Annotated in this window: 26 protein-coding genes and 1 pseudogene; 15 read left to right on the forward strand and 12 right to left on the reverse strand. The window is 71.4% G+C overall.

Features of this window, described 5'->3' with window-relative positions:
* Positions 1–23 precede the first annotated feature (23 nt).
* Genes nuoI through nuoN form a run of 6 tightly spaced genes read left to right on the forward strand, consistent with a single transcriptional unit; the run spans position 24 to position 6,828 of the window.
* Positions 24–557, forward strand: a complete 534-nt coding sequence (gene nuoI / locus ACFYYT_RS31940; RefSeq protein ID WP_388610189.1) for an NADH-quinone oxidoreductase subunit NuoI — start codon at positions 24–26, stop codon at positions 555–557.
* On the forward strand, positions 554–1,369 hold the full coding sequence (locus ACFYYT_RS31945; protein WP_351831738.1) for an NADH-quinone oxidoreductase subunit J: 816 nt from the start codon (positions 554–556) through the stop codon (positions 1,367–1,369). Before nuoI ends, ACFYYT_RS31945 begins: the two co-directional genes overlap by 4 nt.
* On the forward strand, positions 1,366–1,665 hold the full coding sequence (gene nuoK, locus ACFYYT_RS31950; RefSeq protein ID WP_030864698.1) for an NADH-quinone oxidoreductase subunit NuoK: 300 nt from the start codon (positions 1,366–1,368) through the stop codon (positions 1,663–1,665). The genes ACFYYT_RS31945 and nuoK overlap by 4 nt, the downstream gene beginning before the upstream one ends.
* Positions 1,666–1,677: 12 nt before the next feature.
* Positions 1,678–3,573 carry an NADH-quinone oxidoreductase subunit L gene (nuoL, locus tag ACFYYT_RS31955; RefSeq protein WP_388610168.1) on the forward strand — a complete coding sequence of 632 codons (1,896 nt, stop codon included), beginning with the start codon at positions 1,678–1,680 and terminating at the stop codon, positions 3,571–3,573.
* A gap of 1 nt (position 3,574) precedes the next feature.
* A complete protein-coding gene (locus ACFYYT_RS31960) occupies positions 3,575–5,176 on the forward strand; it encodes an NADH-quinone oxidoreductase subunit M (protein ID WP_351829138.1) in 1,602 nt (533 codons plus the stop codon).
* A 23-nt stretch (positions 5,177–5,199) separates the two neighbouring features.
* Complete coding sequence (gene nuoN, locus ACFYYT_RS31965; RefSeq protein WP_385316165.1) at positions 5,200–6,828, forward strand: NADH-quinone oxidoreductase subunit NuoN; 1,629 nt, start codon at positions 5,200–5,202, stop codon at positions 6,826–6,828.
* A 65-nt stretch (positions 6,829–6,893) separates the two neighbouring features.
* Here the strand turns inward: nuoN and ACFYYT_RS31970 are convergent, their stop codons facing one another.
* The 4 genes from ACFYYT_RS31970 to fahA form a co-directional block, all read right to left on the reverse strand.
* On the reverse strand, positions 6,894–7,511 hold the full coding sequence (locus ACFYYT_RS31970) for a Uma2 family endonuclease (protein WP_351829143.1): 618 nt from the start codon (positions 7,509–7,511) through the stop codon (positions 6,894–6,896).
* A gap of 121 nt (positions 7,512–7,632) precedes the next feature.
* Positions 7,633–8,244, reverse strand: a complete 612-nt coding sequence (locus ACFYYT_RS31975) for a hypothetical protein (RefSeq protein WP_351829145.1) — start codon at positions 8,242–8,244, stop codon at positions 7,633–7,635.
* A gap of 92 nt (positions 8,245–8,336) precedes the next feature.
* Complete coding sequence (locus tag ACFYYT_RS31980; RefSeq protein WP_351829147.1) at positions 8,337–8,984, reverse strand: hypothetical protein; 648 nt, start codon at positions 8,982–8,984, stop codon at positions 8,337–8,339.
* A 101-nt stretch (positions 8,985–9,085) separates the two neighbouring features.
* The gene (gene fahA / locus ACFYYT_RS31985; protein WP_351829149.1) at positions 9,086–10,315 is read right to left on the reverse strand and encodes a fumarylacetoacetase; all 1,230 of its coding nucleotides are present in this window, start codon (positions 10,313–10,315) and stop codon (positions 9,086–9,088) included.
* A 141-nt stretch (positions 10,316–10,456) separates the two neighbouring features.
* Here fahA and ACFYYT_RS31990 point away from each other — a divergent pair, with 141 nt between their 5' ends.
* A complete protein-coding gene (locus tag ACFYYT_RS31990) occupies positions 10,457–11,263 on the forward strand; it encodes an HAD family hydrolase (RefSeq protein ID WP_351829150.1) in 807 nt (268 codons plus the stop codon).
* On the opposite strand, the gene ACFYYT_RS31995 is transcribed toward ACFYYT_RS31990, so the two are convergent.
* Entirely contained in the window at positions 11,254–11,628 is a 375-nt protein-coding gene (locus ACFYYT_RS31995) for a hypothetical protein (protein WP_351829153.1), read from the reverse strand. The genes ACFYYT_RS31990 and ACFYYT_RS31995 overlap by 10 nt on opposite strands.
* A 100-nt stretch (positions 11,629–11,728) precedes the next feature.
* Positions 11,729–11,968 carry a hypothetical protein gene (locus ACFYYT_RS32000; RefSeq protein ID WP_351829156.1) on the reverse strand — a complete coding sequence of 80 codons (240 nt, stop codon included), beginning with the start codon at positions 11,966–11,968 and terminating at the stop codon, positions 11,729–11,731.
* 61 nt (positions 11,969–12,029) lie between these two features.
* Between ACFYYT_RS32000 and ACFYYT_RS32005 the strand changes: the two genes are divergently transcribed.
* From ACFYYT_RS32005 to ACFYYT_RS32015, 3 genes are read left to right on the forward strand one after another with little or no spacing between them, the layout of a single operon-like run.
* Entirely contained in the window at positions 12,030–12,911 is an 882-nt protein-coding gene (locus tag ACFYYT_RS32005; protein ID WP_351829159.1) for a helix-turn-helix transcriptional regulator, read from the forward strand.
* Positions 12,908–13,102 (forward strand): DUF397 domain-containing protein, encoded by a 195-nt coding sequence (locus tag ACFYYT_RS32010; protein ID WP_351829162.1) that lies wholly within the window; start codon positions 12,908–12,910, stop codon positions 13,100–13,102. Before ACFYYT_RS32005 ends, ACFYYT_RS32010 begins: the two co-directional genes overlap by 4 nt.
* 20 nt (positions 13,103–13,122) lie before the next feature.
* Positions 13,123–13,317: a DUF397 domain-containing protein gene (locus ACFYYT_RS32015; protein ID WP_351829163.1), complete on the forward strand. Its 195-nt coding sequence runs from the start codon at positions 13,123–13,125 to the stop codon at positions 13,315–13,317.
* A gap of 20 nt (positions 13,318–13,337) precedes the next feature.
* Here ACFYYT_RS32015 and ACFYYT_RS32020 read toward each other — a convergent pair whose 3' ends face one another.
* Positions 13,338–15,344: a CocE/NonD family hydrolase gene (locus ACFYYT_RS32020; protein ID WP_351829166.1), complete on the reverse strand. Its 2,007-nt coding sequence runs from the start codon at positions 15,342–15,344 to the stop codon at positions 13,338–13,340.
* A 22-nt stretch (positions 15,345–15,366) separates the two neighbouring features.
* Positions 15,367–16,884: a peptide MFS transporter gene (locus ACFYYT_RS32025; RefSeq protein ID WP_351829168.1), complete on the reverse strand. Its 1,518-nt coding sequence runs from the start codon at positions 16,882–16,884 to the stop codon at positions 15,367–15,369.
* 191 nt (positions 16,885–17,075) lie between these two features.
* Between ACFYYT_RS32025 and ACFYYT_RS32030 the strand changes: the two genes are divergently transcribed.
* The 4 genes from ACFYYT_RS32030 to ACFYYT_RS32045 all read left to right on the forward strand — a co-directional run bounded on the left by ACFYYT_RS32030 (position 17,076) and on the right by ACFYYT_RS32045 (position 20,269).
* Positions 17,076–18,086 (forward strand): polyprenyl synthetase family protein, encoded by a 1,011-nt coding sequence (locus tag ACFYYT_RS32030; protein WP_351829171.1) that lies wholly within the window; start codon positions 17,076–17,078, stop codon positions 18,084–18,086.
* 227 nt (positions 18,087–18,313) lie between these two features.
* Entirely contained in the window at positions 18,314–19,525 is a 1,212-nt protein-coding gene (locus ACFYYT_RS32035) for a DUF2092 domain-containing protein (protein ID WP_351829172.1), read from the forward strand.
* Positions 19,526–19,652: 127 nt separating this feature from the next.
* On the forward strand, positions 19,653–19,856 hold the full coding sequence (locus tag ACFYYT_RS32040; RefSeq protein ID WP_251050317.1) for a hypothetical protein: 204 nt from the start codon (positions 19,653–19,655) through the stop codon (positions 19,854–19,856).
* A complete protein-coding gene (locus ACFYYT_RS32045; RefSeq protein WP_351829175.1) occupies positions 19,853–20,269 on the forward strand; it encodes a hypothetical protein in 417 nt (138 codons plus the stop codon). The genes ACFYYT_RS32040 and ACFYYT_RS32045 overlap by 4 nt, the downstream gene beginning before the upstream one ends.
* Before the next feature lie 41 nt (positions 20,270–20,310).
* On the opposite strand, the gene ACFYYT_RS32050 is transcribed toward ACFYYT_RS32045, so the two are convergent.
* The 3 genes from ACFYYT_RS32050 to ACFYYT_RS32060 form a co-directional block, all read right to left on the reverse strand.
* Positions 20,311–21,645 carry a M28 family metallopeptidase gene (locus tag ACFYYT_RS32050; protein ID WP_351829178.1) on the reverse strand — a complete coding sequence of 445 codons (1,335 nt, stop codon included), beginning with the start codon at positions 21,643–21,645 and terminating at the stop codon, positions 20,311–20,313.
* A 206-nt stretch (positions 21,646–21,851) separates the two neighbouring features.
* Positions 21,852–22,871, reverse strand: a complete 1,020-nt coding sequence (gene rarD / locus ACFYYT_RS32055) for an EamA family transporter RarD (protein ID WP_351829180.1) — start codon at positions 22,869–22,871, stop codon at positions 21,852–21,854.
* A gap of 99 nt (positions 22,872–22,970) precedes the next feature.
* Positions 22,971–23,825, reverse strand: a complete 855-nt coding sequence (locus ACFYYT_RS32060) for an SDR family oxidoreductase (RefSeq protein WP_351829183.1) — start codon at positions 23,823–23,825, stop codon at positions 22,971–22,973.
* Between the two features lie 99 nt (positions 23,826–23,924).
* Between ACFYYT_RS32060 and ACFYYT_RS32065 the strand changes: the two genes are divergently transcribed.
* Positions 23,925–24,287 carry a helix-turn-helix domain-containing protein gene (locus ACFYYT_RS32065; protein ID WP_351829186.1) on the forward strand — a complete coding sequence of 121 codons (363 nt, stop codon included), beginning with the start codon at positions 23,925–23,927 and terminating at the stop codon, positions 24,285–24,287.
* A gap of 34 nt (positions 24,288–24,321) precedes the next feature.
* Here the strand turns inward: ACFYYT_RS32065 and ACFYYT_RS32070 are convergent.
* Positions 24,322–24,507 (reverse strand): annotated as a pseudogene (locus ACFYYT_RS32070) (2-oxoacid:ferredoxin oxidoreductase subunit beta); the annotation flags it as partial.

The following is a 24,507-nucleotide window of genomic DNA, read 5'->3' on the forward strand; positions in this document are numbered from 1 at the left end:
GGTTCGGCGTGACCTTCAAGGCCATGTTCAAGAAGCGCCTCACCGAGCAGTACCCGGAGCAGGAGAAGACCACCGCTCCGCGCTTCCACGGACGCCACCAGCTCAACCGGCACCCCGACGGTCTGGAGAAGTGCATCGGGTGCGAACTGTGCGCCTGGGCCTGTCCCGCCGACGCGATCTACGTGGAGGGCGCGGACAACACCGAGGAGGAGCGCTACTCCCCGGGCGAGCGGTACGGGCGCGTCTACCAGATCAACTACGCCCGCTGCATCCTGTGCGGGCTGTGCATCGAGGCGTGCCCCACGCGGGCCCTGACGATGACGAACGAGTTCGAGCTGGCCGACTCCAGCCGCGAGGCGCTGATCTACACCAAGGACCAGCTGCTGGCCGGCCTGACCGAGGGCATGGTCGAGTCCCCGCACTCGATCTTCCCGGGCACGGACGAGCAGGACTACTACCGCGGGCTGGTCACGGAGGCCGCTCCGGGCACCGTCCGGCAGGTGGCGGTCTCCAAGGGCGAGACGGCCGCCGGTTCCGCCGAGGAGGTGCAGGCATGAGCGCCCTCGCAGCCGCAGGCGCCACCGTGACCTCCACCGGCGAGGCCGTGCAGTTCTGGGTGCTGGGCACCGTCGCGGTGATCGGCGCGCTGTGCACAATCCTGATGAAGAAGGCCGTCCACAGCGCCCTCTGCCTCGCCGGGACGATGATCATCCTGGCGGTCTTCTACCTCGCCAACGGGGCGTACTTCCTGGGCGTCGTCCAGGTCGTCGTCTACACCGGCGCGATCATGATGCTGTTCCTCTTCGTGGTCATGCTCGTCGGCGTCACGGCGGCCGACTCGCTGAAGGAGACCCTCAAGGGGCAGCGCTGGCTCGCCGCCCTGTGCGGCCTGGGCTTCGGCGTCCTGCTGATCGCGGGCATCGCCAACGCCGGGCTCACCCACTTCAACGGGCTCGGCCGGGTCAACTCCGCCGGGCACGTCGAGGGCCTCGCCGAACTGATCTTCACCCGCTACATCTTCGCGTTCGAGATCACCGGCGCCCTGCTGATCACGGCGGCCGTCGGCGCGATGGTGCTCACCCACCGCGAGCGCACCGAGCGGGCCGCCACCCAGCGCGAACTCGCCGAGCGGCGCGTGCGCGAGGGCGTCCAGCTCCCGCCGCTGCCCGCCCCCGGCGTCTACGCCCGGCACAACGCGGTGGACGTCGCCGGACTGCTCCCGGACGGCACCCCGTCCGAGCTGACCGTCAGCAAGACCCTGCGCGCCCGCGGCCAGATCCGCGACGTGTCGGGCCAGGCCATGGACGACCTCAAGGCGCTGGAGCAGCGCTCCTCGGAGCGTCTCGGCCGTGAGGAGGCCTCGAAGTGAACCCGGTCAACTACCTGTACCTGGCGGCGCTGCTGTTCACCATCGGCGCGGCCGGGGTGCTCATCCGGAAGAACGCGATCGTGCTGTTCATGTGCGTCGAGCTGATGCTCAACGCCTGCAACCTCGCCTTCGTGGCCTTCTCCCGGATGCACGGCAACCTCGACGGCCAGATCATCGCGTTCTTCACGATGGTCGTCGCCGCCGCGGAGGTCGTGGTGGGCCTCGCGATCATCGTGTCGCTGTTCCGTACCCGCCACTCGGCCTCGGTCGACGACGCCAGCCTGATGAAGCTGTAAGGGGCGTTCACAGTGGAGAATCTGATTGCGCTGCTGATCGCCGCGCCCCTGCTCGGAGCGGTGGTGCTGCTCTGTGGCGGCCGCCGCCTCGACAAGGCGGGGCACTGGCTCGGCACCCTGTTCGCCGCGGTCTCCTTCGGGATCGGCGTGGCCCTGTTCGCCGACATGCTCAGCCGGGGCGCCGAGGACCGGACGCTGCACCAGCGGCTGTTCACCTGGATCCCGGTCGAGGGCTTCCAGGCCGACATGGCCTTCCAGCTGGACCAGCTGTCGATGACCTTCGTCCTGCTGATCTCCGGGGTGGGCACGCTCATCCACGTCTACTCCATCGGCTACATGGAGCACGACGAGCGCCGCCGCCGCTTCTTCGGTTACCTCAACCTGTTCGTCGCGGCGATGCTGCTGCTCGTCCTCGCCGACAACTACCTCCTGCTCTACTTCGGCTGGGAGGGCGTGGGCCTGGCCTCGTACCTGCTGATCGGCTTCTGGCAGCACAAGCCCAGCGCGGCCACCGCCGCGAAGAAGGCCTTCCTCGTCAACCGCGTCGGCGACATCGGCCTGTCCATCGCGATCATGCTGATGTTCACCACCTTCGGGACCTTCGCCTTCGGTCCCGTCTTCGGCGCGGTGGGCGACGCCACCGAGGGCAAGCTGACGGCGATCGGCCTGATGCTGCTGCTGGCCGCCTGCGGCAAGTCGGCGCAGGTGCCGCTTCAGTCCTGGCTCGGCGACGCGATGGAGGGCCCGACCCCGGTCTCGGCCCTGATCCACGCGGCGACGATGGTCACCGCCGGCGTGTACCTGATCGTCCGCTCGGGCGCGATCTTCAACGGGGCGCCGGACGCCCAGCTGGTGGTCACGGTCGTCGGCGCGGTCACCCTGATCTTCGGTGCGGTCGTCGGTTGTGCGAAGGACGACATCAAGAAGGCACTCGCCGGATCCACCATGTCGCAGATCGGCTACATGATCCTCGCCGCGGGCCTCGGCCCCATCGGCTACGTCTTCGCGATCATGCACCTGGTCACGCACGGCTTCTTCAAGGCGGGCCTCTTCCTCGGCGCCGGTTCCGTGATGCACGGGATGAACGACGAGGTCGACATGCGCAAGTACGGGGCCCTGCGGAAGTTCATGCCGATCACCTTCGTGACCTTCGGCCTCGGCTACCTGGCGATCATCGGGTTCCCGGGCCTGTCCGGCTTCTTCTCCAAGGACAAGATCATTGAGGCGGCCTTCGCGAAGGGCGGCACCGAGGGCTGGATCCTCGGCGGCGTGGCCCTGCTGGGCGCGGCGATCACCGCCTTCTACATGACCCGCGTCATGCTCCTCACCTTCTTCGGCGAGAAGCGCTGGCAGCCCGACGGGGAAGGCCATGAGCCGCACCCGCACGAGTCCCCGAAGTCCATGACCATCCCGATGATCGTCCTCGCCTTCGGCTCGGTCTTCGCGGGCGGCTTCTTCGGGATCGGCGACCGCTTCCTGAAGTGGCTGGAGCCGGTCACCGGGCACGAGCACGGCAACCCGCCGGTCAGTGCGCTGACCGTGACCCTGTCCACGATGGTGGTCCTCGTGATCGGCGCCGGCGTCGCCTGGGGCATGTACGGCAAGAAGCCCGTCCCCGTCCTCGCCCCGCGCGGCTCGTTCCTCACCCGGGCGGCCCGGCGGGACCTGTACCAGGACGACTTCAACCACGTGGTCCTCGTACGCGGCGGCGAGCACCTGACCCGCTCGCTCGTCTACCTGGACCACAGCCTGGTCGACGGAGTGGTCAACGGCACGGCCGCCTCGGTCGGCGGGCTCTCGGGCCGGCTGCGCAAGCTGCAGAACGGCTACGCCCGCAGCTACGCGGTCTCGATGTTCGGGGGCACGGCGATCCTCATCGCCGCGACCCTGCTGATGAGGGCGGTGTGAGATGAGTTTCCCGCTTCTGACGGTGACGGCGGCCGTACCCGCGGTCGGCGCGGTCCTCACGGCGGCCGTCCCGGCCGCCCGCAGGACCGCCGCCAAGTGGCTCGCGCTGCTGTTCTCCCTGGCCACCCTGGCCCTGGCCGTGCTGGTCGCGGTCCGCTTCGAACCCGGTGGCGACCGCTACCAGCTCACCGAGTCCCACGCCTGGATCGCCGACTTCGGCGTCCGCTACGAACTGGGCGTCGACGGCATCGCGGTGGCGCTTATCGCGCTCACCGCCCTGCTCATCCCCTTCGTGATCGGCGCCGGCTGGAACGACGCCGACCCTCTGGAGACGAACTCCTCCCGCTGGCGGCCGACCCAGGGCTTCTTCGCCCTGATCCTCATGGTCGAGGCGATGGTGATCATCTCCTTCGAGGCCACCGACGTCTTCCTCTTCTACGTCTTCTTCGAAGCCATGCTCATCCCGATGTACTTCCTCATCGGCGGCTTCGGCGACCGGGCGCACTCCGGGAGCGACGAGAACGCGGCCGCGCAGCGCTCGTACGCGGCGGTCAAGTTCCTCCTCTACAACCTGGTCGGCGGCCTGATCATGCTGGCCGCCGTCATCGGCCTGTACGTCGTCGCCGGGAACTTCTCCCTCCAGGAGATCGCCACCGCCCGCGCGGCCGGCACCCTCGACATGGCCACCAACACCGAACGGCTGCTCTTCCTCGGGTTCTTCTTCGCCTTCGCGGTGAAGGCCCCGCTGTGGCCGCTGCACACCTGGCTGCCCAACGCGATGGGCGAGGCCACCGCCCCGGTCGCCGTCCTGATCACCGCGGTCGTCGACAAGGTCGGCACCTTCGCGATGCTCCGCTTCTGCCTCGGGCTCTTCCCCGACGCCAGCAAGTGGGCCACCCCGGTGATCCTGGTCCTGGCCCTGATCAGCATCGTCTACGGCGCGCTGCTCGCGGTCGGCCAGCGGGACATCAAGCGGCTGGTCGCCTACGCCTCGATCTCGCACTTCGGCTTCATCGTCCTCGGCATCTTCGCGATGACCTCCCAGGGCCAGTCGGGCGCCACGCTCTACATGGTCAACCACGGGATCTCCACGGCGGCGCTGATGCTGGTCGCCGGATTCCTGATCTCGCGGCGCGGCTCCCGGCTCATCGCCGACTACGGCGGCGTGCAGAAGGTGGCCCCGGTCCTCGCCGGCACCTTCCTGATCGGCGGCCTCGCCACCCTGTCCCTGCCCGGCCTCGCGCCGTTCGTCAGCGAGTTCCTCGTCCTGGTCGGCACCTTCGCCCGCTACCCGGCCGCCGGGATCATCGCCACCGTCGGGATCGTGCTGGCGGCCCTCTACACGCTGGTGCTCTACCAGCGCACCATGACCGGCCCCGTCCGGGAGGAGGTCCGCACCCTGCCGGACCTGCGCCTGCGCGAGGTCCTGGTGGTCGCCCCGCTGATCGCGCTGCTGATCGGACTGGGCGTCTACCCGAAGGTGCTCACCGACATCGTCAACCCGGCGGTGGAGCACACCATGTCGGACGTGAAGCAGACCGACCCGAAGCCCGAGGTGGCCGTCGACGCGGTCACCGCCAAGAAGGGGGAGGCGGCCAAGTGAGCACCACGACTGCTGCCCAGGGCCTGCTGACACTGGCGGCCAACGGACCGGCCGACCGGATCCCGGCCCCGCACATCGAGTACGCCCAGCTCGCGCCCACGCTGATCGTGGTGGGCGCGGCCGTCCTCGGAGTCCTCGTCGAGGCCTTCGTCCCGCGCAAGTCCCGCTACTACGCGCAGGTGTTCCTCTCGGTCATCGCGCTGGCCGCGGCCTTCGCGGCGGTCGTCGCCCTCGCCGCGGGCGGCTACGGCAGCACCAAGGCGCACATCGCGGCCATGGGCGCCATCGCCGTGGACGGTCCCGCGCTGTTCCTCCAGGGCACCATCCTGCTGGCGTCGGTCGTCGCCGTGTTCACCTTCGCCGAGCGCCGCCTGGACCCGGCGGCCCACGGCAACCGGGTGGACTCCTTCGCCGCGCAGGCCGCGTCCGTACCGGGCAGCGACAGCGAGAAGGCCGCCGTCAAGGCCGGGTTCACCACCACCGAGGTGTTCCCGCTGGCCCTGTTCGCCGTCGCGGGCATGCTGATCTTCCCGGCGGCGAACGACCTGCTGACGCTGTTCATCGCGCTGGAGGTCTTCTCCCTCCCGCTGTACCTGCTCTGCGCCCTCGCCCGCCGCCAGCGGCTGATGTCGCAGGAGGCCGCGGTCAAGTACTTCCTGCTCGGCGCCTTCTCCTCCGCCTTCCTCCTCTTCGGCATCGCCCTGCTCTACGGCTACGCGGGCTCGGTCTCCTACGCGGTGATCGCCGATGTCGTCGACGGCACCGTCGCCAAGCTCGACCCGGCGCTCGCCTCCACCATGGGCAACGACGTGCTGCTGCTGATCGGCGGCGCGCTGATCCTGATGGGCCTGCTCTTCAAGGTCGGCGCGGTCCCCTTCCACATGTGGACCCCGGACGTCTACCAGGGCGCCCCGACCCCGGTCACCGGCTTCATGGCGGCGGCGACGAAGGTGGCCGCCTTCGGCGCGCTGCTGCGCCTGCTGTACGTGGTGCTGCCCGGCCTGCGCTGGGACTGGCGGCCGGTGATGTGGGGGGTCGCGATCGTCACGATGCTGGCGGGCGCGGTGATCGCCGTGACGCAGACCGACGTGAAGCGGCTCCTGGCGTACTCCTCGATCGCGCACGCGGGCTTCATCCTGGCCGGTGTCATCGCGACCTCGGCGCAGGGCGTCCAGGCGGTCCTGTTCTACCTGGCCGCGTACTCCTTCGTGACGATCGGCGCCTTCGCGGTGGTCACGCTGGTGCGCGACGCGGGCGGCGAGGCGACGCACCTGTCCAAGTGGGCGGGTCTGGGCCGGCGCTCGCCGCTCACCGCGGCCGTCTTCGCGGTGTTCCTGCTGGCCTTCGCCGGCATCCCGCTGACCTCCGGCTTCGCGGGCAAGTTCGCCGTGTTCAAGGCGGCGGCGGAGGGCGGTGCGGGGGCGCTGGTCGTGGTCGGTGTCATCTCGTCCGCCATCGCCGCGTTCTTCTACATCCGGGTGATCGTGCTGATGTTCTTCAGCGAGCCGAAGGCCGACGGCCCGACCGTGGCCGTCCCCTCGCCGCTGACGATGACGACCATCGCGGTCGGCGTCGCGGTCACCCTGGTGCTGGGCCTGGCCCCGCAGTACTTCCTGGACCTGGCGGGCCAGGCGAGCACCTTCGTCCGCTGACCCCCCGCTCCACACGTCAGGGCCCGGCCCCCCGAGGGGGGCCGGGCCCTGACGTGTACGGGGGATTACCCGGTCCGCCGCTTGGGGCCGATCGCGGTGAGGTCCAGATCGATGGGGAAGGGAACGGAGACCTTCAGACGGTCGTGGAAGATTCCGGTGGCGACGTACTTCTTCGTGGCCGGGTCGAGCTCGTAGACGTAGACCACTGCGCGTCCCTCTTTGTTCTCGACGCGCCAGAAGTGGACGATTCCCGCCCGCGCGTACTTCAGGGGCTTGGTTTCGCGGTCGCGCGAGACCGACTCGGGGGACACCACTTCGATCGCGAGCCGGACCGACTCCGCGGGGAGCCGGGTCTGATCCGGATCCTCGTCGGTCTCCTCCGGTACGACGATCACGTCTGGTTCGGGACGGTTGTGACGGTCGATGTCGATGGTGAACTCTCGCATCACCTCTAGTCCAGCCGGTGCCGCGGCCTGCAATTGGTGTTCGAGAAAACTGACCGCGCGCCAGTGGAATCGGGTCTGCGGACTCACGAAGATCAGGCTCCCGTCGATCAGCTCCGTGTGCGGAGGCAGATTCGGAAGCGTGTCCAGGTCGTCCGCGGTCCAGCCGCCCGCCGGCGGGATCGGCCAGCGGGACTCCGGGTCCGGTTCAGGCTGCGGCGCGGCGGTATCGACGCTCATCAGTGCTCCCATGAGGCGGAGTCTTGCGAGAGCGACCAGCGTATCGCCGGGAATTCTCGGGGCACCGTCCCTTCGGGTGAGTCATATGTGGGGAGCACTTGACGGCATCAGTCGGCGCCCGCTAGTGGCCGTGGGCGTGGTCCGCCGCGGCGCCGGGGACCTTCGGGGGCTTGTTGGGGCAGGGCAGGGCCGGGTTCCAGTTGTGGAAGCGGCCCGCCGGGTTCTTCTCGTACGCCCACATGTGCAGGTCGTAGTGCTTGGGCATGCCCGCCCAGTGGCCGGGCATCGGCCCGTCGAAGGGCAGCCCGAACATGCTGGGCCGGTCGTCGGTGGTCTTCAGGTCCTGGTCGCGGTCGGTGGACATCCACTCCACGGTCTGGAGCTTGCGCCGGCCCTTGCTGTCCTTGGTGTAGCTGTAGAGCAGCGCCGTCGGCCGGGCGGGGTCCTTGGAGCCCCAGTTGGCGTCCTTGACGTAGTGGTAGCCCATGGAGCCCACCCCGAAGGGGTTGCTCATGCACGCCTCACCGTGCGGGACGTACCCGTCCTTGATGGCCTCCCGCTCGTCCACGTACTTGGCCGTCACCCGGATCGCCGTCGCCATGTCCTGCATCGCCTGCCGGTTGCGCGGATCGGGCGCCGGTCCGTCGACCGCGTGGGCCGGGGCGACGGCGGCCAGGCCGAGCGACACGGCGGCCGCGCAGACGAGGACGGGCTTCAGGCTGCGTACGGGCATCGGTACTCCTGGTGACGTGGGGCCGTTTCGTCCACCATCCCGGCGCCCCCGGGGCCGTGCACGCGGCGGACGTCCGAACGGGGGCCGACCGTTCAGGGGGCCGGGGCGACGGCCGGGGCGGGGGCGACGGCCGGGGCGGCCGTCGCCGGGCGGGGCCGGGTGGTGCCGGGCCGGCAGGTGACCGAGGTGTTGAACGGCTCGAAGCGGCCAGCGGGGTTGTCCTTCCACAGCCACAGGTGCAGCGAGTAGTGCAGCTTCTGGCCCGGGTAGCGGGCGGGCAGCGGGCCGCGGAAGGGCTCCCCGAACAGGGAGGGCCGGTCGTCGTCGGTGTCCTCCCGGCCGTCCTTGTCCACGACCATCCACTCCAGGCCCGCCAGCCGCCAGTGGCCCTTGCCGTCGCCCTCGTAGAGCAGGGCGGTGGGCTTGGCCGGGTCGAGGGAGCCGTCGTAGGCGTGGTTGAAGTGCGGGTAGCCGAGGGCGCCGGCGCCGCCCGTCGGGTTCACCACGCAGTACTTGTCGGGGACGTACCCGGCGGCGACGCCGGTCTGGTGCCGGTGGTACTTGGCGGTGGCCCGGAAGGCCAGCGCCAGCTGGGCGCGGGGGGTGAGCCGGGACGCCGCCTGCGCCCCGGCGGCGGGCGGGGTGGGGGCCGGCGCGGCGGCGGCGGCGGACGGCGCGGCCGCCAGGGCGGTGGCGGCCGCGAGGGCCAGCGGGATGAGCTTCGCGTTGCGAGGGACCATGCGAGCAGCCTCGCCGCGCCCGCGCCGCCCCGCCACGGGTAGGGCGGCGTACGGGTGGCCGGACCGCCCGTGCGGCGTAGGCGCGGACGCCGGCGAGGGGGTCAGCGCGGGGTGGGGACGATCCTGCCGGTGACCTCGCCGAGGCCCACGCGGGTGCCGTCGGCGCCCGGCGCCCAGGCGGTGAGGGTGACGGTGTCGCCGTCCTCCAGGAAGGTGCGCTTGCCGTCGGCGAGCTCGATGGCGTCGCGGCCGTTCCAGGTGAGCTCCAGCAGGGAGCCGCGCTGGCCGGTCTCGGGGCCGCTGACGGTGCCGGAGCCGTACACGTCGCCGTTGCGCAGGGAGGCGCCGTTGACGGTCATGTGGGCGAGCTGCTGGGCGGCGGTCCAGTACATCGACGCGAACGGCGGCTCGGCCACCACCTGGCCGTTGATGGAGACGCTGATGCGCAGGTCGAAGCCGCCGGGGCGGTCGGCGTCGGCGTCGTCCAGGTAGGGCAGGAGCGGGAAGTCGCGGGCGGGCGGGGCGACCCGGGCGGCGTCCAGGGCCTCCAGGGGGGTCACCCAGGCGGAGACGGAGGTGGCGAAGGACTTGCCGAGGAAGGGGCCCAGCGGCACGTACTCCCAGGCCTGGATGTCCCGCGCGGACCAGTCGTTGAGCAGGAACAGCCCGAAGACGTGGTCCTCGAAGTCGCCGAGCGGCACCGGGACGCCGAGCTCGCTGCCGGTGCCGACGACGAAACCGACCTCGGCCTCGATGTCGAGCTTCACGGACGGCCCGAAGACGGGCGCCGGGTCCGTGGGCGCCTTGCGCTGGCCCGAGGGGCGTACGACGTCCGTGCCCGAGACGACGATGGTGCCCGAGCGGCCGTGGTAACCGATCGGCAGGTGCTTCCAGTTGGGGGTCAGCGCGTCGCCGTCCGGGCGGAAGATCTTGCCCACGTTGGTCGCGTGGTGCTCGCTCGCGTAGAAGTCGACGTAGTCCGCGACCTCGTACGGCAGGTGCAGGGTGACGGCGTCGAGCGGGAAGAGGTGCGGCTCGACGGTCTCGCGGTGGCCGGGGTCGGTGACCCAGGCGGTCAGCGCGCGGCGCACGTCGCGCCAGGCGGTGCGGCCCGCGCCGAAGAGCGGGTTCAGCGTGTCCTGGAGGAGCAGCCCGGCGTACGGGGAGCCCAGGGCGACGGCGACGGCCCCCGCGTCGAGCACGAAGCCGCCGATCCGCACGCCGACCCGGCGCCGCCCCGGCTCGTCGGAGGTGGAGAAGACGCCGTACGGGAGGTTGTGCGGCCCGAACGGGTCGCCCTCGGGGACATCGAGGGGGCTCTGCTGGGGCATGGGGTGCTGCCTCGCTTTCGATGCGGTCCGGGGGTGTCCCGGGGGCTGGTTGACACGTTACGTGGCTGGTGGGGTCTGTGGGAGGCCGGATTCCTGCGCTATTTGTAGGACTTGTCCGCAGGGGTCCGTATCCTTGGCGCCGTGACTTCCGCCCTCCCCCCCGCCCTGATCGCCACCGACCTGGACGGGACTCTGCTGTGCGCCGGAGACACCGTCTCCGCCCGCTCGTACACGGCGCTCGCGAGGGCGCGCGCCGCCGGCGCCCACCACATCGTCGTCACCGGCCGCCCCGTTCCACAGGTCCGGCACGTCCTGGACGGCCTCGGCTATACGGGGCTCGCGGTGTGCGGTCAGGGCGCGCAGGTCTACGACGCGGCGCGCGGCGCCCTGCTGCACTCCGTCTCCATGGACCGCGAGCTGGCCGAGGTCGCCCTCGGGAAGATCGAGGCGGAGATCGGCGAGGTCTACGCCGCCGTCAACCAGGAGGGGCTGTACGGGGAGACGCTGATGGGCCCCGGCTACCGGGTGTGGCACCCGCACCTGCCGATGGTCCGCGTACCCCGGCGGGACGACCTCTGGGCGGCGCCGATCAACAAGGTGCTGCTCCAGCACCCGCGGCTGGGCGACGACGAGCTGACGCGGGTCGCGCGGGCGGTGGCCGGGGACCTGGTGAACGTCACCATGGCCGGGGAACACACCGTGGAGCTCCAGCCCCCGGGCGTCGACAAGGCCCTCGGGCTGGCCCGGGCGGCGGACATCCTGGAGCTGGCCGCGGCCTCGACGGTCGCCTTCGGCGACATGCCGAACGACGTCCCGATGTTCGCCTGGGCGGGCCACGGGGTGGCGATGGCCAACGCGCACCGGGAGCTGCTGGACGTCGCGGACGAGGTGACCCTCTCCAACGAGGCGGACGGCGTCGCGGTGGTGCTGGAGCGCCTCTACTCCTGACGCGCGGAGGGGCTCAGCCCGGTTGCCCAGAGCGGCGTGAGCTCCCAGGTGTGCGCGCCGGGGTGGGACAGGTACGACCAGCAGGCCGGGCCGCGGCGGGTGGCGGCGGGGCAGTCGGGGAGCACGAGGACGGTTTCGAGCCGGTCCTCGTCCGGCTCGGACCACTGGGCCCACAGCGCCCGGCCGGAGCCGGAGTCGTGGACCAGGTCCATGTGCGGCCCGGAGTGCGTTTCGAGCACGCACCGCAGCTCGGGGCCCTCCGCGAGGACGGCCCGCAGAATGCGGGTGTTGCCCGCGAGGAGGTCGGCGAGGGCGTCGAGGTGCGTGGCCGACAGCAGGCCGCGCGCCCCGCACGCCTCCCTCACGCGAGCCACCCCCGGGCGACGACCCAGGCCACGCAGCAGATCCAGGCGACGGCGCCCAGGGTCACGGCGACGGCGGCCCACGCCTCGCTGCGGCCGTCCCTCACAACAGCCCCTCCGCGCTACGGGCGTTGCGCCGCGCGGTCTCGGCGCGCAGCCGCTCCATGGGGTCGGCGAGCCGCACCCGCGCCGGCTCCGCCTCCCACTCGGGCCCCCCGCGCACGGGCCGCAACGACCAGTACGGACCGGCGAGCCCCCGGAACTCCCCGACACGGTCCGCGTGTCCGGTGTCCACGACGAAGGTTCCGGGGACGGGGGGCGGGGGAAGGAGCTTTCCACACATGGCGGTTCCTCTCCGTAGCTGCATCGCTACCAGGTGCGTTCAGACTGGCCCGCCCGGGGGAATGGTTCAACTTGTCAGAGCCGAACGGAAGATTGGTCAGGAGCCTGTGAACCGCAAGGAGTTGAACCCCGAGGCGAGCCCCGAAGCGGCCTTCGGGGCACGTCTGCGCCGCTTACGGGAAGAACGCGGCTGGACGCAGGAGCGGCTCGGGGAGCGGATGGGGTTCTCCGCCACGCACATCTCCGCCGTGGAAACCGGCCGCAAGATTTCGACTGTGCGCTTCTCGCGCAGTGCGGACGTGGTCTTCGGCCTCGCCGGAACCGAGGACACGTTCGAGCGCCAGTGGCGCGAGATCCGGCACGGCGTCCTGCTGGAGGGCTTCCCGGAGTTCCTCGGCTACGAGAGCCGGGCGGCGGAGATCCGGCTGTACGAGGTCGGCGTCATACCGGGCCTGCTCCAGACGCCGGAGTACGCGACGGTGCTCGCGCAGAGCGCCGTCAAGCGGGGAGCCATCACGGACGCCCAGGCGGCCGAACGCGTCACGATCGTCGCGGACCGACAGGCCGTACTGCGGCGCACGCCCCCGCCGATGATCCTCGCGGTGCTCGACGAGAGCTGCATCCGCCGCCCGCTCGGCGGACCGGAGGTCATGCGGGAGCAGTTCGCCCGGCTGCTCGAATTCGCGGAGCTGCCGAACACGGTGCTCCAGGTGGCCCGGTTCGACTTGGGGGAGCGCAGGCCGTTCGACCTGCCGGTCTACATCCTCACGCTCCCGGACCGCTCGATCATGTCCTACGCCGAATCTGCCCAACGGGGCTATCTGGAGCGGGATAACGCCTCGGTGGTGCCGGTGCTGACGGCCTACCATCAGCTCCAGGCCGAGGCATGCACCCAGGCGGCATCCGTGGCCCTGATCGATCAGCTACGAAAGGGCATCTCGTGACGACCGAATCCCCCCGCTGGTTCACGTCCTCCTACAGCAACAACGGCGGCGCGTGCGTCGAGGTCGCCACCAACCTCGCCGCCCCGCACGGCATCGTGCCCGTCCGGGACTCCAAGTGGGGCGGTGGCCCCGAGCTCGGCTTCACCGCCGCCGCGTTCTCCGCGTTCGTGGACGGCCTGAAGGCCGTCTGACCATCGAGAAGGGACCCCTTGTGACGACGGAATCCCCCCGCTGGTTCACGTCCTCCTACAGCGACAACGGCGGCCAGTGCGTCGAGGTCGCCACCAACCTCGCGGCCGCGCGCGGCATCGTCCCCGTCCGGGACTCCAAGTGCGGTGACGGGCCGGTGGTGGACGTGTCCGTCGCCGCGTTCTCCGTGTTCGTGGACGGCCTCAAGGCCGTCTGACCCCCCCCGCCCCCGCGCGGCTAGCCCGCCGTGCGGGGGAGGCGGCGTTCCCAGGTGCGGTGGAAGACGACCTCGTCGCCCTCCCGGCACACCACCTCGTCGGACGTCAGGAAGCCGCCCTCGTCGCAGGAGATCTCCGAGCGGGTCTCCACCCGCGCGTCCCAGCCCTCCTGCGGCCGGTGCAGCCGGATCCGCCATTCGCTGCGGGTCCGGGCCGACAGCGCGTCGCCGTCCTCGATCTCGTACACCTCCACCGCGTCCTCGGAGAACTCCAGCCCGTCCGGGTACACGCGGGTGCCCCCGTAGCGGGGGTCGACCTCCAGGCGCCACGCGCCGCGCGCCACGTCCCGTACGACGAGCCGCTCCGGCCGGGGCTCGTCCAGGGTCTCCGGGTAGACCACCCCCAGCGGCTCCGCCTGCTCCGGCGCCTCGAAGACGATCCCGTCGTCCGTCGAGGGCGAGGCCGCCCGGACGGGGAGTTCCAGCGTGCTGCCCGCCGGGTCGAGGGTCCAGCCCGCCTCCGAGCCGGCCCGCGGCCAGATCCACGGCCAGTACGCCGATGACAACGCGAGGCGGATCCGGTGCCCCGGCGGGAAGGAGTGTCCGATGCCGTTCAGCTCGAAGGTGACGTCCTCCTGCGCGCCCGGCGGCCACGGGTGCGCCCGCTCGCGCCCCCGGCGCGCCGAGAGGTTCAGCGCGCCCCGGGTGACCAGCGTCGAGGACCCGTCGGGGGCGACGTCGCACAGCCGGGCCACGACCTGCCCGTACGGGACGTCCATGCGCAGCCGCAGGGTCACCGAGGGGCGGCCCAGGATCTCCACGGGCTCGCCCGGCGCCACCGGGAATTCGAAGCACGCCGACTTCGCGTCCTCCTCGCGCTGGTCCGGCGGGAGGTCGGCGTCGTTGCCGAAGGGGAAGAAGCGGCCCGCGTCCAGCCCGGTGTGCTGCGGCGAGGCGACCACCACGGGGGCGCCCTGGAGCCCGTAGGAGACCGGGACCACCGTGGGGGAGGGCCAGGCCCGGTCGCCGACCCAGCGGCCCTCCAGCCGCTCGTACACGGTCGCCGGGGGGTGCGACTCGCTGATCCAGGAGCGCAGCAGCGGCTCCTCCATGACCCCGTTGTCCTCGCCCTTGAGCCAGTGGTCCCACCACCGCAGGGTTTCCTGGAGGAAGCCGATCGCCGGGCCCGGCGGCAGCCCCCGGTCGGGGTACTGGTGCGACCAGGGCCCGATCAGCCCCCGGACCCGGTTCGCGGGCAGCCCGGAGACCAGTCGCAGGACCGTGTCCCGGTAGGGGTCGTGCCAGCCGCCCACCGCGAGGACGGCCGCCCGGACCGCCCCGTAGTCCTCGCAGACGCTGCCGTGGCGCCAGTAGTCGTCGCGGGTCTGGTGGGCGAGCCAGGTGTGGATCAGGGGTTCCACGCCCTCCAGCCGCTCCAGCCACCGCGCGCGCCAGCCGTCCCCGGCGTAGTGCGGGTCGGGCGGGCGGCAGGAGAAGGCCAGCATGGTGGCGGCCCAGGCGTGCATGTCCACGGCGAGCACGGAGCCGCCCATGTAGTGCACGTCGTTGTCGTAGCGGTCGTCGGTGGAGCAGACGGTGACGACGGCCTTCAGCGCGCGCGGCGCGAGCGCGGCGATCTGGAGGCTGTTGAAGCCGCCCCAGGAGATCCCGAACATGCCGACCGCGCCGGTGCACCAGGGCTGCGCCGCGAGCCACTCGACGACCGCGACCCCGTCGGCCAGCTCCCGGGCGTCGTACTCGTCGCCGGGCCGGCCCCCGCTGTTGCCGTGGCCGCGCACGTCGACGCGTACGGAGGCGTAGCCGTGGCCCGCGTACCAGGGGTGGCGCTGGGCGTCGCGCGGGGCGGTCCAGTCGGTCAGCCGGTACGGGAGGTACTCCAGCAGGGCGGGGACGGGCTCGTCCGTCACGGGGCGCCAGATCCGGGCGTACAGCTCGACGCCGTCGGGCATCGGGATCCGGACGTCCTGGTGGGCGGTCGCGTACGGGAAGTCGGTACGGATGATCATCGGAGTCGGTTCACCGGGCCCCTCAGTGGACGGGATGCATGGTGCGGCGCAGCCAGGGCGCCATGGCGATCACGGCGAGGCCGACCGCGACCGCGATGGCGCCGTTGACGCCGAAGTACACGGGGTGGGACACCTCGCCGTAGAGCTTGACCACCTGGGCCTGGATGCCGTTGGCGAGCGCCAGGGACAGGAACCACAGGGCCATCGTCTGGCTCGCGTACGCCTTGGGGGCGAGTTTGGTGGTGGCGGACATGCCGGAGGTCTCCAGCAGGACGTCGCCGAGTCCCAGCAGCAGGTACGAGCCGACGATCCACCAGGCGGCCATTTCGTAGGCGTCCCCGGCGTGGCCGGAGGTGGGGATCACCATGAGCAGGAAGGACAGGCCGCCCAGGACCACCCCGATGGCGATCTTGTTGGAGGCGTGCGGCTGGCGGGGGCCCATGCGCGCCCAGAGCGCGGCCACCACCGGGGCGAGGGCCACTTCGAAGGCGCCGAGGGCGGAGGCGTACCAGCCGGCCGGGAAGTGGAAGCCGAGGATCTCGGTCCGGGCGTTGGTCGAGGCCAGCAGCATCATCGTCGAGTAGGCCTGGAAGAGGATGAAGTTGAAGGCGACGGAGGCCAGGAAGAGGACCACGTAGGGGCGCAGCCGGGTGCGTTCCTCGCGGGTGACGCGCGGGCTGCGGAACATCACCGCGAAGTAGACGGCCGGCGCGATCACGGAGACGAGGGTGAGGAGGTCGACGAACCGGCCCATCGTCAACCAGCCGACGACCGACAGCAGGGTGGCGATGACGGCGAAGGCGAGGCAGCCGCCGATGATCCACCGGACGGCGCGGCGCATCGCGTCGGGGGCGAGGGCGTACTCGGCCGAGTGCTTCCGTCCGGCCAGATGGCGGCGTCCGAGGACGTACTGGACGAGCCCGAAGGTCATGCCGATGGCGGCGGCGGAGAAGCCCCAGTGCCAGCCCTGGTGCTCGCCGAGCCAGGCGGTGATGAGCGGGCCGGCGAAGGCGCCGATGTTGATGCCCATGTAGTAGAGGGCGAAACCGGCGTCGCGGCGCTGGTCGTCCGTCCGGTAGAGCTTGCCGACCATGCTGGCGACGTTGGGCTTGAGCAGGCCGGTGCCCGCGCTGATCAGACCGAGGCCCACCCAGGTCATGGCGGCCGTGGGCACGGCCATGGCGTAGTGGCCGCAGGCGATCAGGATGCCGCCGAAGAGCACGGCGCGGTAGGAACCGAGGATGCGGTCGGCGAGCCACCCGCCGGCCACGGAGACGAGGTAGACCATGGTCCCGTACGCGGCCGAGACGGACGCGGCGGTGGCCGGATCCATCCCCAGGCCGCCGTGTGCGACCGTGTCGGCGAAGTAGAGGACGAGGATGGCCTGCATGCCCAGGAAGGAGAACCGCTCCCAGACCTCCAGCCCGGAGAGCGTGGCCAGCCCCCTCGGGTGCCCGAGGAAGGCGTGGTCGTCACCGGGGGGCGGCTGGTCCGCCCCGGTATCCCCGGTCTGGTCTATATCGGTCGCAGATCTGGACAAAACTCGTTCTCCGGTTGTTTCGGCTTTCCTCAGAACATACCGGTGCGCATCGGGCGATGCGCGCGTGGCGACCGGGCAGGCGCTCTGGGTGATCGAAAACGGACCGGATACGCTGGCTTGAGTGATGGCAGCGACACATCGACAATCCAGGTGATCGTCAGCGTGATCGTCAGCAGACAGGAGTACCCCTCGTGACCGTCGTCGGGCCGTTCGGACTGAGCGTGCGGGACCAGGCTCTTGAGACCGATGTCCAGGCCGGACTGGCCGCCGTCGAGGCGGGTCTGCTGGAAGCCACCAAGAGCGAAGTCCCCTTCATCACCGAGGCAGCGCAGCATCTGGTGCGCGCCGGAGGCAAGCGCTTCCGGCCCTTGCTGGTGATGCTCGCCTCCCGCTTCGGCGACCCCTACGCCCCCGGGATCGTCCCCTCCGCGGTGGTCGTGGAGCTCACGCACCTGGCCACCCTCTACCACGACGACGTGATGGACGAGGCGGACGTGCGCCGCGGGGTGGACAGCGCCAACGCCCGCTGGGGCAACTCCGTGGCCGTCCTGACGGGTGACTTCCTCTTCGCCCGCGCCTCGCACATCCTGGCCGACCTCGGACCCGAGGCCGTCCGCATCCAGGCCGAGGCCTTCGAGCGGCTGGTGACGGGCCAGATCCTGGAGACGGCCGGCCCGCGCGACGGCCGTGACCCGGTCGCCCACTACCTCGACGTCATCGCCGGCAAGACCGGCTCGCTGATCGCGGTCTCCGGCCGCTTCGGCGCGCTGATGTCCGGCGCCGACGAGTCGGTCGTCGACATCCTGACCCAGTACGGCGAGCGCCTCGGCACCGCCTTCCAGCTCGCCGACGACGTCCTCGACATCGCCTCCGACTCGCACGAGTCCGGCAAGACCCCCGGCACCGACCTGCGCGAGGGCATTCCGACGCTGCCCGTGCTGCTGCTGCGCGAGATGGCCGAGCGCGACGGCCGCGAGGAGGACCTGGAACTCGTACGCCTGCTGGACGGCGACCTGACGGACGACGTCCTGCACGCCGAGGTCCTGGCCCGGCTGCGGGTGCACCCCGCCCTGGAGCAGGCCCGCCGCGACACGGTCCGCTACGCCCAGGACGCGCGCGCCACGCTCGCCCCGCTGCCGGAGTGCTTCGCGAAGGCGGCCCTGGAGGAACTGTGCGACGCGGTGGTCCACCGCGCGGGCTGAGCGCCCGCGCGCACCGCAGGACGGGCCCCTGCGCCCCCGGCGACCCCTACGGGTCGGGGGTGAGGGGCCCCTCGCGTGTCATCCCACGGTCGTACGCGGAGTTGAGCCCGGGGGCTGACGCCCCGGAGCCGCCGATTTGGTCATATGGAGTCATCGAACCCCACCGGATCGGGTGAGCGCGGTGACACGGGGGTCATCGCCGTAGACACAGAGGGCAGGGCACTGACATGGCAGCGAACACGAAGACCTCTCGCAAGGCCGCCCGGTACGCCGTACCGGTAGCGGTAGCGGGCATCGCCGCGGCAACCGCGGCGATGGTCCCGGCCTTCGCCAACGCGGGCGGCCCGGACCTGCCCAAGGTGACGGCACAGCAGCTGATCGAGAAGGTCGCGGCCTCCGACGTCCAGCAGCTGACCGGCACGGCGAAGCTCAGCACCGACCTCGGGCTCCCCACCCTCGCCTCCGGCCTGCTGGGCGGCGGCGGCATCGCGGGCGGCTCGGCCGACCCGCAGGACAAGGTGGCGCAGCTGGCGAACGGCACGCACACCTTCCGCGTCGCGGCCGACGGCCCGGACCGCCAGAAGCTGACCTTCCTGGACGGCAGGGACGAGTACACCCTCGTCCACAACGGCACCGACGTCTGGGGCTACGACTCCAAGTCCAACGAGGCCTTCCACGAGAAGGCCGACGGCAAGGACGCCGGCCGGGGCCCGGACAAGAAGACCGCCGACCGGCTCGGGGCCTCCCCCCAGCAGCTCGCCCAGGACCTCCTCAAGCAGGCCGGCCCGACCACCGACATCGCCGTGGGCGACACCGCCCAGGTCGCCGGCCGCGACGCCTACCAGCTCGTCCTGAAGCCCAAGCAGAGCGGCTCCACCATCGGCTCGGTGCAGATCGCCGTCGACGCCAAGAACGGCGTGCCGCTGCGCGTCCAGGTGCTCTCCAGCCAGGGCGGCAAGCCGATCGCCGAGGCCGGCTTCAGCCAGGTCTCCTTCACCAAGCCCGGCGCCGACACCTTCGCCTTCACCCCGCCCAAGGGCGCCAAGGTGACCGAGGGCGCGGCCGAGGGGGCCCGCAAGGGCCAGGAGCACGGCAAGGACTTCAAGGCCCTGGAGTCCTTCCCCGGCCTGGACGCCCTGACCGGCGCCGGGGCGGGCGGCAAGGGCGACGTGAAGGTCCTCGGCGAGGGCTGGACGACGGTCGCGCGCATCGACACGGGCGCCGGCAAGAACCTCGGCGACCTCCAGAACGACAAGAACGCGCCGAAGGAGGCCAAGCAGTTCATGGACTCCCTCGGTGACAAGGTCAGCGGGAAGTTCGGCCAGGGCCGGATCTTCTCCACCCGCGTCGTCAACGCGCTGATCACCGACGACGGCAAGGTCTACGTCGGCGCGGTCACCAAGGACCAGCTGGTCAAGACGGCCGACTCCGCCAAGTAGCCGGCCGCGCCGCGCGGCGCCGCCGGACCGCTCCACCACGGCCGAGGGTGGCCGGGGACCTGTGTCCCCGGCCACCCTCGGCCCGTTCCGCTCCCGTGTACAGCGGGCCCGCTGTACGGTGTTGCCCATGTCGAGACACGTCACCATCCGCCTGGACGAAGAGTTCCACGAGCGCCTCAAGGCGCGCGCGGCGGCGTTGGGGACGACGGTCACCGCGCTGATCACCGAGGTGACGGAACGCGAACTCGACGAGGACCGGAAGAGCTTCCTGTCCGGGATCGACGAGTTCGCCGACCACTGGGGCTACTTCCAGGAGCGGTTCGGCAATTGAAGATCACCATGGAGTGGGCCTGGACTGCCCTCGCCCACCATCTGCCCTCGGACCCCGCCGTGTGGGACCCCTCCGGGGTCGCCGCGGCCGTCGCCCGGCACCAGAACGACCTGGTGCTGGTGCCCGAGCAGCCCGCCCCCGACACCGCCTGGCGGGCAGCCGCGTTCCTGCACACCCTCGCCGTGTGCCCCGCGCTGGAATCCCCGATGAACGAGTTCTACGCGGCCGCGGCCACCCGCTCGTACCTGCGGGTGGCCGGGGCGAAGCAACTGCCCTCGCCCGAGGAGCTGGGCGACCTGGTCGAGGCCGCCAAGCTGGGCCGGGTGGACATCGGGGCGGTCGCGGAGGAACTCCGCGCCCGCATCCAGGAGCCGCTGCCCGCCTCGCTGCGGTCGCACGCGGAGGACGCGTAGCCGACGGGACGCGGCTCCCGCCGCCGGAAGGTGGACGGAGGCTAGAAGGTGATCTTCCAGCTGTTGATGTAGCCGACGTCCTGCGCGCCGACGTCCTTGACCTGGAGCTTCCAGACCCCGTTCGCGACCTCGCTGGACGCGTTGACCGTGTAGGTGGCGATCACGTTGTCGGCCGAGTCCGAGTCGGAGTTCTTCAGCAGGTACGCGGTCCCGTCCGGGGCGATCAGGTTGATCACCAGGTCACCGCGGTAGGTGTGGACGATGTTCACGTCGACCTTGGTGGTGGCGGGGGCGTTGCCCGTGACGCCGGAGACCGTGATCGGCGAAGTCACCGCGGCGGCGGGGGAGTCGGGGATGTTGACGTCCGCGGTGTTCTCGAAGGACTTGCCCGGCGGGACCGGGGTGGCCGCCCCGAGGTTCCACACCGCGTACGCGATGGCGTCGGCGTTGCGGTCCAGGGCGGTGTCGTTGATGTTCGCCGTGGTGTCGCAGGAGGCGTGGTAGCAGCGGTCGAAGGCCTGGCCGGAGGTGCCGCCCCACTTCTGGGCCTGCGCCGCCGTCTTGGTGTAGTCGGCGCCGGAGAACAGGCCGCCGACCGGGATGCCCGCGCTCTTGAAGGGGGCGTGGTCGGAGCGGCCGTCGCCCTCGGTCTCGATCTCCGTGGGGATGCCGAGGCCCGCGTAGTAGTTCTTGAAGGTCTGCTCGATCGTCGGGTCGTCGTCGTAGACGAAGTAGCCCGGGTTCGGCGAGCCGATCATGTCGAAGTTCAGGTAGCCGGAGATCTTCGCCTTCTCGGCCGCCGGCAGGTTGTTGACGTAGTACTTCGAACCGACCAGACCCAGCTCCTCCGCGCCCCACCAGCCGAAGCGCAGGTGCTTCGTGGGCTGGAGGCCCGCGCGCGAGACGGCCAGCGCGGTCTCCAGGACGGCCGCCGAACCGGAGCCGTTGTCGTTGATGCCGGCGCCGGCGGTCACCGAGTCCAAATGCGAGCCGGACATCAGCACCGCGTTGGGGTCGCCCCCCGGCCAGTCGGCGATCAGGTTGTAGCCGGTGGCGCCGCTGGAGGTGAAGGTCTGCAGGGTGGTGGTGAAGCCCGCCGCGTCCAGCTTGGCCTTCACGTAGTCGATCGAGGCCTTGTAGCCGGACCGGCCGTGGGCGCGGTTGCCGCCGTTGGCGGCGGCTATGGACGAGAACTGCGACAGGTGGGCCTTGACGTTGGCCAGCGGGATGTCGGGCGGCGTCGGCGCGGCGGCGGCGTGGGCCTCGGCGGCGGGGGCCGTGGGGGCGGCGAGCGCGGCGGGGGAGGTGGCGGCCAGCAGGCCCGCGACCGCGACGGCGGTCACGGCGGCCAGGCGCCGGGAGACGGACAGGCTCATGTGGGGGCTCCGGGATTCCGTATGGGGATGAGACGGAACGTGCGGGGGATGGAGCAGGTGAACGATCGTGCGCCAGTGCGAGCCTGATGTTCAGCGAGAGCATGACTGCCCGTCAAGACCGTGATTCGGTCAGGGGAGTTCGGAAAACGGACGGTCCCCGGTACGAGGGTTTCGTACCGGGGACCGGGTGGCGGGAGGGGGAGGCGTTACGCGGGCTCGCGGGCGGCCGCCGCGTCCGGGGCGGCGTCCGTCGATCCGTCCGGCGCCCCGTCCGGGGCGGCCCCGTCCGGGAGGGCCGCGGGCGCCGCCGCGGCGGCCGCCGCCTCGGCCAGCCGGATCCGCGAGCGCCGGGCACCGCGCAGCGCGTCCCAGGTCAGCAGCACCAGCGCGACCCAGACCAGGGAGAAGCCGGCCCAGCGCTCCGGCGGCATCGCCTCGTGGAAGTACAGCACCCCGAGCCCGAACTGGAAGACCGGAGCCAGGTACTGGAGCAGCCCCAGCGTGGACAGCGGCACCCGGATCGCGGCGGCCCCGAAGCAGACCAGCGGGATCGCGGTGACCAGCCCGGTGGAGGCGAGCAGGGCGGAGTGTCCGAGCCCCTGTGCGGCGAAGGTCGAGCGGCCCTCCGCGCCGAGCCACAGCAGGTAGCCGAGGGCGGGCAGGAACAGGACCGCCGTCTCGGCGGTCAGCGACTCCAGACCGCCCATGCCGAGCTTCTTCTTGATCAGCCCGTACGTGGCGAAGGAGAAGGCCAGCGTCAGCGAGATCCACGGCGGCCGCCCGTGCCCGACGGCCAGCACCACCACCGCGGCGAGGCTGATGGCGACGGCCGCCCACTGCACCCGCCGCAGCCGCTCGCCGAGCACCAGCACCCCGAGCGCGATGGTGACCAGCGGGTTGATGAAGTAGCCGAGGCTGGCCTCGACCACCTGCCCGTTGTTGACCGCCCAGATGTACAGGCCCCAGTTGACGCTGATCACGGTCGCCGCGAGCGCCGTGAGGGCGAGCTTGCGCGGCTGGCGCAGCAGTTCGCCCATCCAGCGCCAGCGGCGCAGCGCGAGGAGCGCGATCCCGACCACGGCCAGCGACCACACCATGCGGTGGGCCAGGATCTCGATCGCCCCGGACGGCTTGAGGAGGGGCCAGAAGAGGGGGACCAGCCCCCACATCCCGTACGCGCCGAATCCGTAGAGCAAACCCGTGCGCTGCTCGTTGTCCGCCTTCACGGGCCCTCCAGTGCGACTTCCGGCCAATCTCACAACCTCACGACGGTAGCGCCGCGAGGAGTCGCTGTCATGCCCGTTCCGGCGAGATACTCATGACACTCAGGCCAGCGCCTCCGCGATGGCCCGGGCCACGGGGGTCGTCGGCCGCCCGATCAGGCGCGCCAGGTCCCCGCTGGTCCCGCCCAGCCGGCCGCGCGAGATCGCCGCGTCGACGTCGACGAGGATCTCCGCGAAGCCCTCCGGCACCCCCGCGCCGGTCAGCGCCGCCAGGTGCGCCGCCGCGGGCAGGGAGGCGTACGTGACCTCGCGGCCGGACTGCCGGGCGACCTCGTCGGCGTACTCGGCCAGGCTCCAAGCGGTGTCGCCGGAGAGCTCGTAGACCCGGTTCAGGTGGCCCTCGCCGGTCAGTACGGCGGCGGCCGCCGCCGCGTAGTCGGCCCGCGCCGCCGAGGCGATGCGGCCCTCGCCCGCGCTGCCGAGGACGGCGCCGTGCTCCAGGACCACGGGCAGCTGGGCGGTGTAGTTCTCGTGGTACCAGCCGTTGCGCAGGAAGGTGTACGGCAGGCCGGAGTCCAGCACCGCCTGCTCGGTGACCTTGTGCTCGGCGGCCAGCTCGAAGTCGGCCTCGGGCCCGCCGAGGACCCCGGTGTAGGCCAGCTGGGCCACCCCGGCCGCCTCCGCCGCCTTGATCACGGCGGTGTGCTGCGGCACGCGGCGGCCGACCTCGCTGCCGGAGATCAGCAGGACGCGGTCGCCGGCCCGGAAGGCGCCGGCCAGGGCCGCCGGGTCGTCGTAGTCCGCGACCCGCACCTCGATGCCGCGCGCCGCCAGGTCGGCGGCCTTCGCCTCGTTCCGTACGACGACGGCCAGCGCCTCGGCGGGAACCTTCGTCAGCAGCTCCTCGACGACGAGGCGGCCCAGGGATCCGGTGGCTCCGGTGACGACGATGCTCATTGCGCTCACGCTCCTGTGCGGGTGGTGCGGTGGGTGTGACACCAGCCTATGGAAAGCGCTAACTATCCGAAAGTACCCACTTCAAAGTAAGGTACTGGTATGGAAGTAAGTGTCAAAGCCCCGATGTGCCCCTCGCGCGGGATCCTGGAGCACGTCACCAGCCGCTGGGGCGTCCTGGTGCTCGCCGCCCTGCTGGAGCGCTCGTACCGGTTCAGCGAACTGCGCCGCGAGGTGGGCGGGGTCAGCGAGAAGATGCTCGCGCAGACCCTCCGGACCCTGGAGCGCGACGGCTTCGTCCTGCGCCACGCCCACCCGGTGATCCCGCCGCACGTGGACTACTCCCTGACCGACCTCGGCCGCGAGGCCGCCGAACAGGTCTGGGCACTGGCGCGCTGGTCGGAACGCCGCACCGGAGCGGTCGAGCGGGCCCGCCTCGCGTACGACGGAGCCCGGACCCCGTAGCGGGATCCGGGCTCGGCCCTGCGGCTGGGTGGGGTCAGCCGGTGACGGTCCAGGTGTCGTTGCCGGTCAGGAGGGTGGCGAGGTCGCCTTTGCCCTTCTGGTCGATGGCGGTGTCGAGCTGGTCTGCCATGAGGGTGTCGTAGACGGGGCGGGTGGTGTCGCGGAACACGCCGATGGGGGTGTGGTGGAGGGTGTGGGGGTCGGCGAGGCGGGAGAGCGC

The organism is Streptomyces sp. NPDC002032 (assembly GCF_042890765.1).
In the GTDB taxonomy this organism is placed as follows: domain Bacteria; phylum Actinomycetota; class Actinomycetes; order Streptomycetales; family Streptomycetaceae; genus Streptomyces.

What these genes read in the sequence shown, in the direction of transcription:
- ACFYYT_RS32005 (WP_351829159.1), top strand. Translation starts at nt 12,030, where the DNA reads ATGGTTCAACTTGTCAGAGCCGAACGGAAGATTGGTCAGGAGCCTGTG.
- ACFYYT_RS31945 (WP_351831738.1), top strand. Translation starts at nt 554, where the DNA reads ATGAGCGCCCTCGCAGCCGCAGGCGCCACCGTGACCTCCACCGGCGAG.
- ACFYYT_RS32040 (WP_251050317.1), top strand. Translation starts at nt 19,653, where the DNA reads ATGTCGAGACACGTCACCATCCGCCTGGACGAAGAGTTCCACGAGCGC.
- ACFYYT_RS32060 (WP_351829183.1), bottom strand. Translation starts at nt 23,825, where the DNA reads ATGAGCATCGTCGTCACCGGAGCCACCGGATCCCTGGGCCGCCTCGTC.
- ACFYYT_RS31980 (WP_351829147.1), bottom strand. Translation starts at nt 8,984, where the DNA reads ATGGTCCCTCGCAACGCGAAGCTCATCCCGCTGGCCCTCGCGGCCGCC.
- ACFYYT_RS32050 (WP_351829178.1), bottom strand. Translation starts at nt 21,645, where the DNA reads ATGAGCCTGTCCGTCTCCCGGCGCCTGGCCGCCGTGACCGCCGTCGCG.
- ACFYYT_RS31970 (WP_351829143.1), bottom strand. Translation starts at nt 7,511, where the DNA reads ATGAGCGTCGATACCGCCGCGCCGCAGCCTGAACCGGACCCGGAGTCC.
- ACFYYT_RS31960 (WP_351829138.1), top strand. Translation starts at nt 3,575, where the DNA reads ATGAGTTTCCCGCTTCTGACGGTGACGGCGGCCGTACCCGCGGTCGGC.
- ACFYYT_RS32020 (WP_351829166.1), bottom strand. Translation starts at nt 15,344, where the DNA reads ATGATCATCCGTACCGACTTCCCGTACGCGACCGCCCACCAGGACGTC.
- ACFYYT_RS31975 (WP_351829145.1), bottom strand. Translation starts at nt 8,244, where the DNA reads ATGCCCGTACGCAGCCTGAAGCCCGTCCTCGTCTGCGCGGCCGCCGTG.
- fahA (WP_351829149.1), bottom strand. Translation starts at nt 10,315, where the DNA reads ATGCCCCAGCAGAGCCCCCTCGATGTCCCCGAGGGCGACCCGTTCGGG.
- ACFYYT_RS32035 (WP_351829172.1), top strand. Translation starts at nt 18,314, where the DNA reads ATGGCAGCGAACACGAAGACCTCTCGCAAGGCCGCCCGGTACGCCGTA.
- nuoI (WP_388610189.1), top strand. Translation starts at nt 24, where the DNA reads ATGTTCAAGAAGCGCCTCACCGAGCAGTACCCGGAGCAGGAGAAGACC.
- ACFYYT_RS32000 (WP_351829156.1), bottom strand. Translation starts at nt 11,968, where the DNA reads ATGTGTGGAAAGCTCCTTCCCCCGCCCCCCGTCCCCGGAACCTTCGTC.
- ACFYYT_RS32065 (WP_351829186.1), top strand. Translation starts at nt 23,925, where the DNA reads ATGGAAGTAAGTGTCAAAGCCCCGATGTGCCCCTCGCGCGGGATCCTG.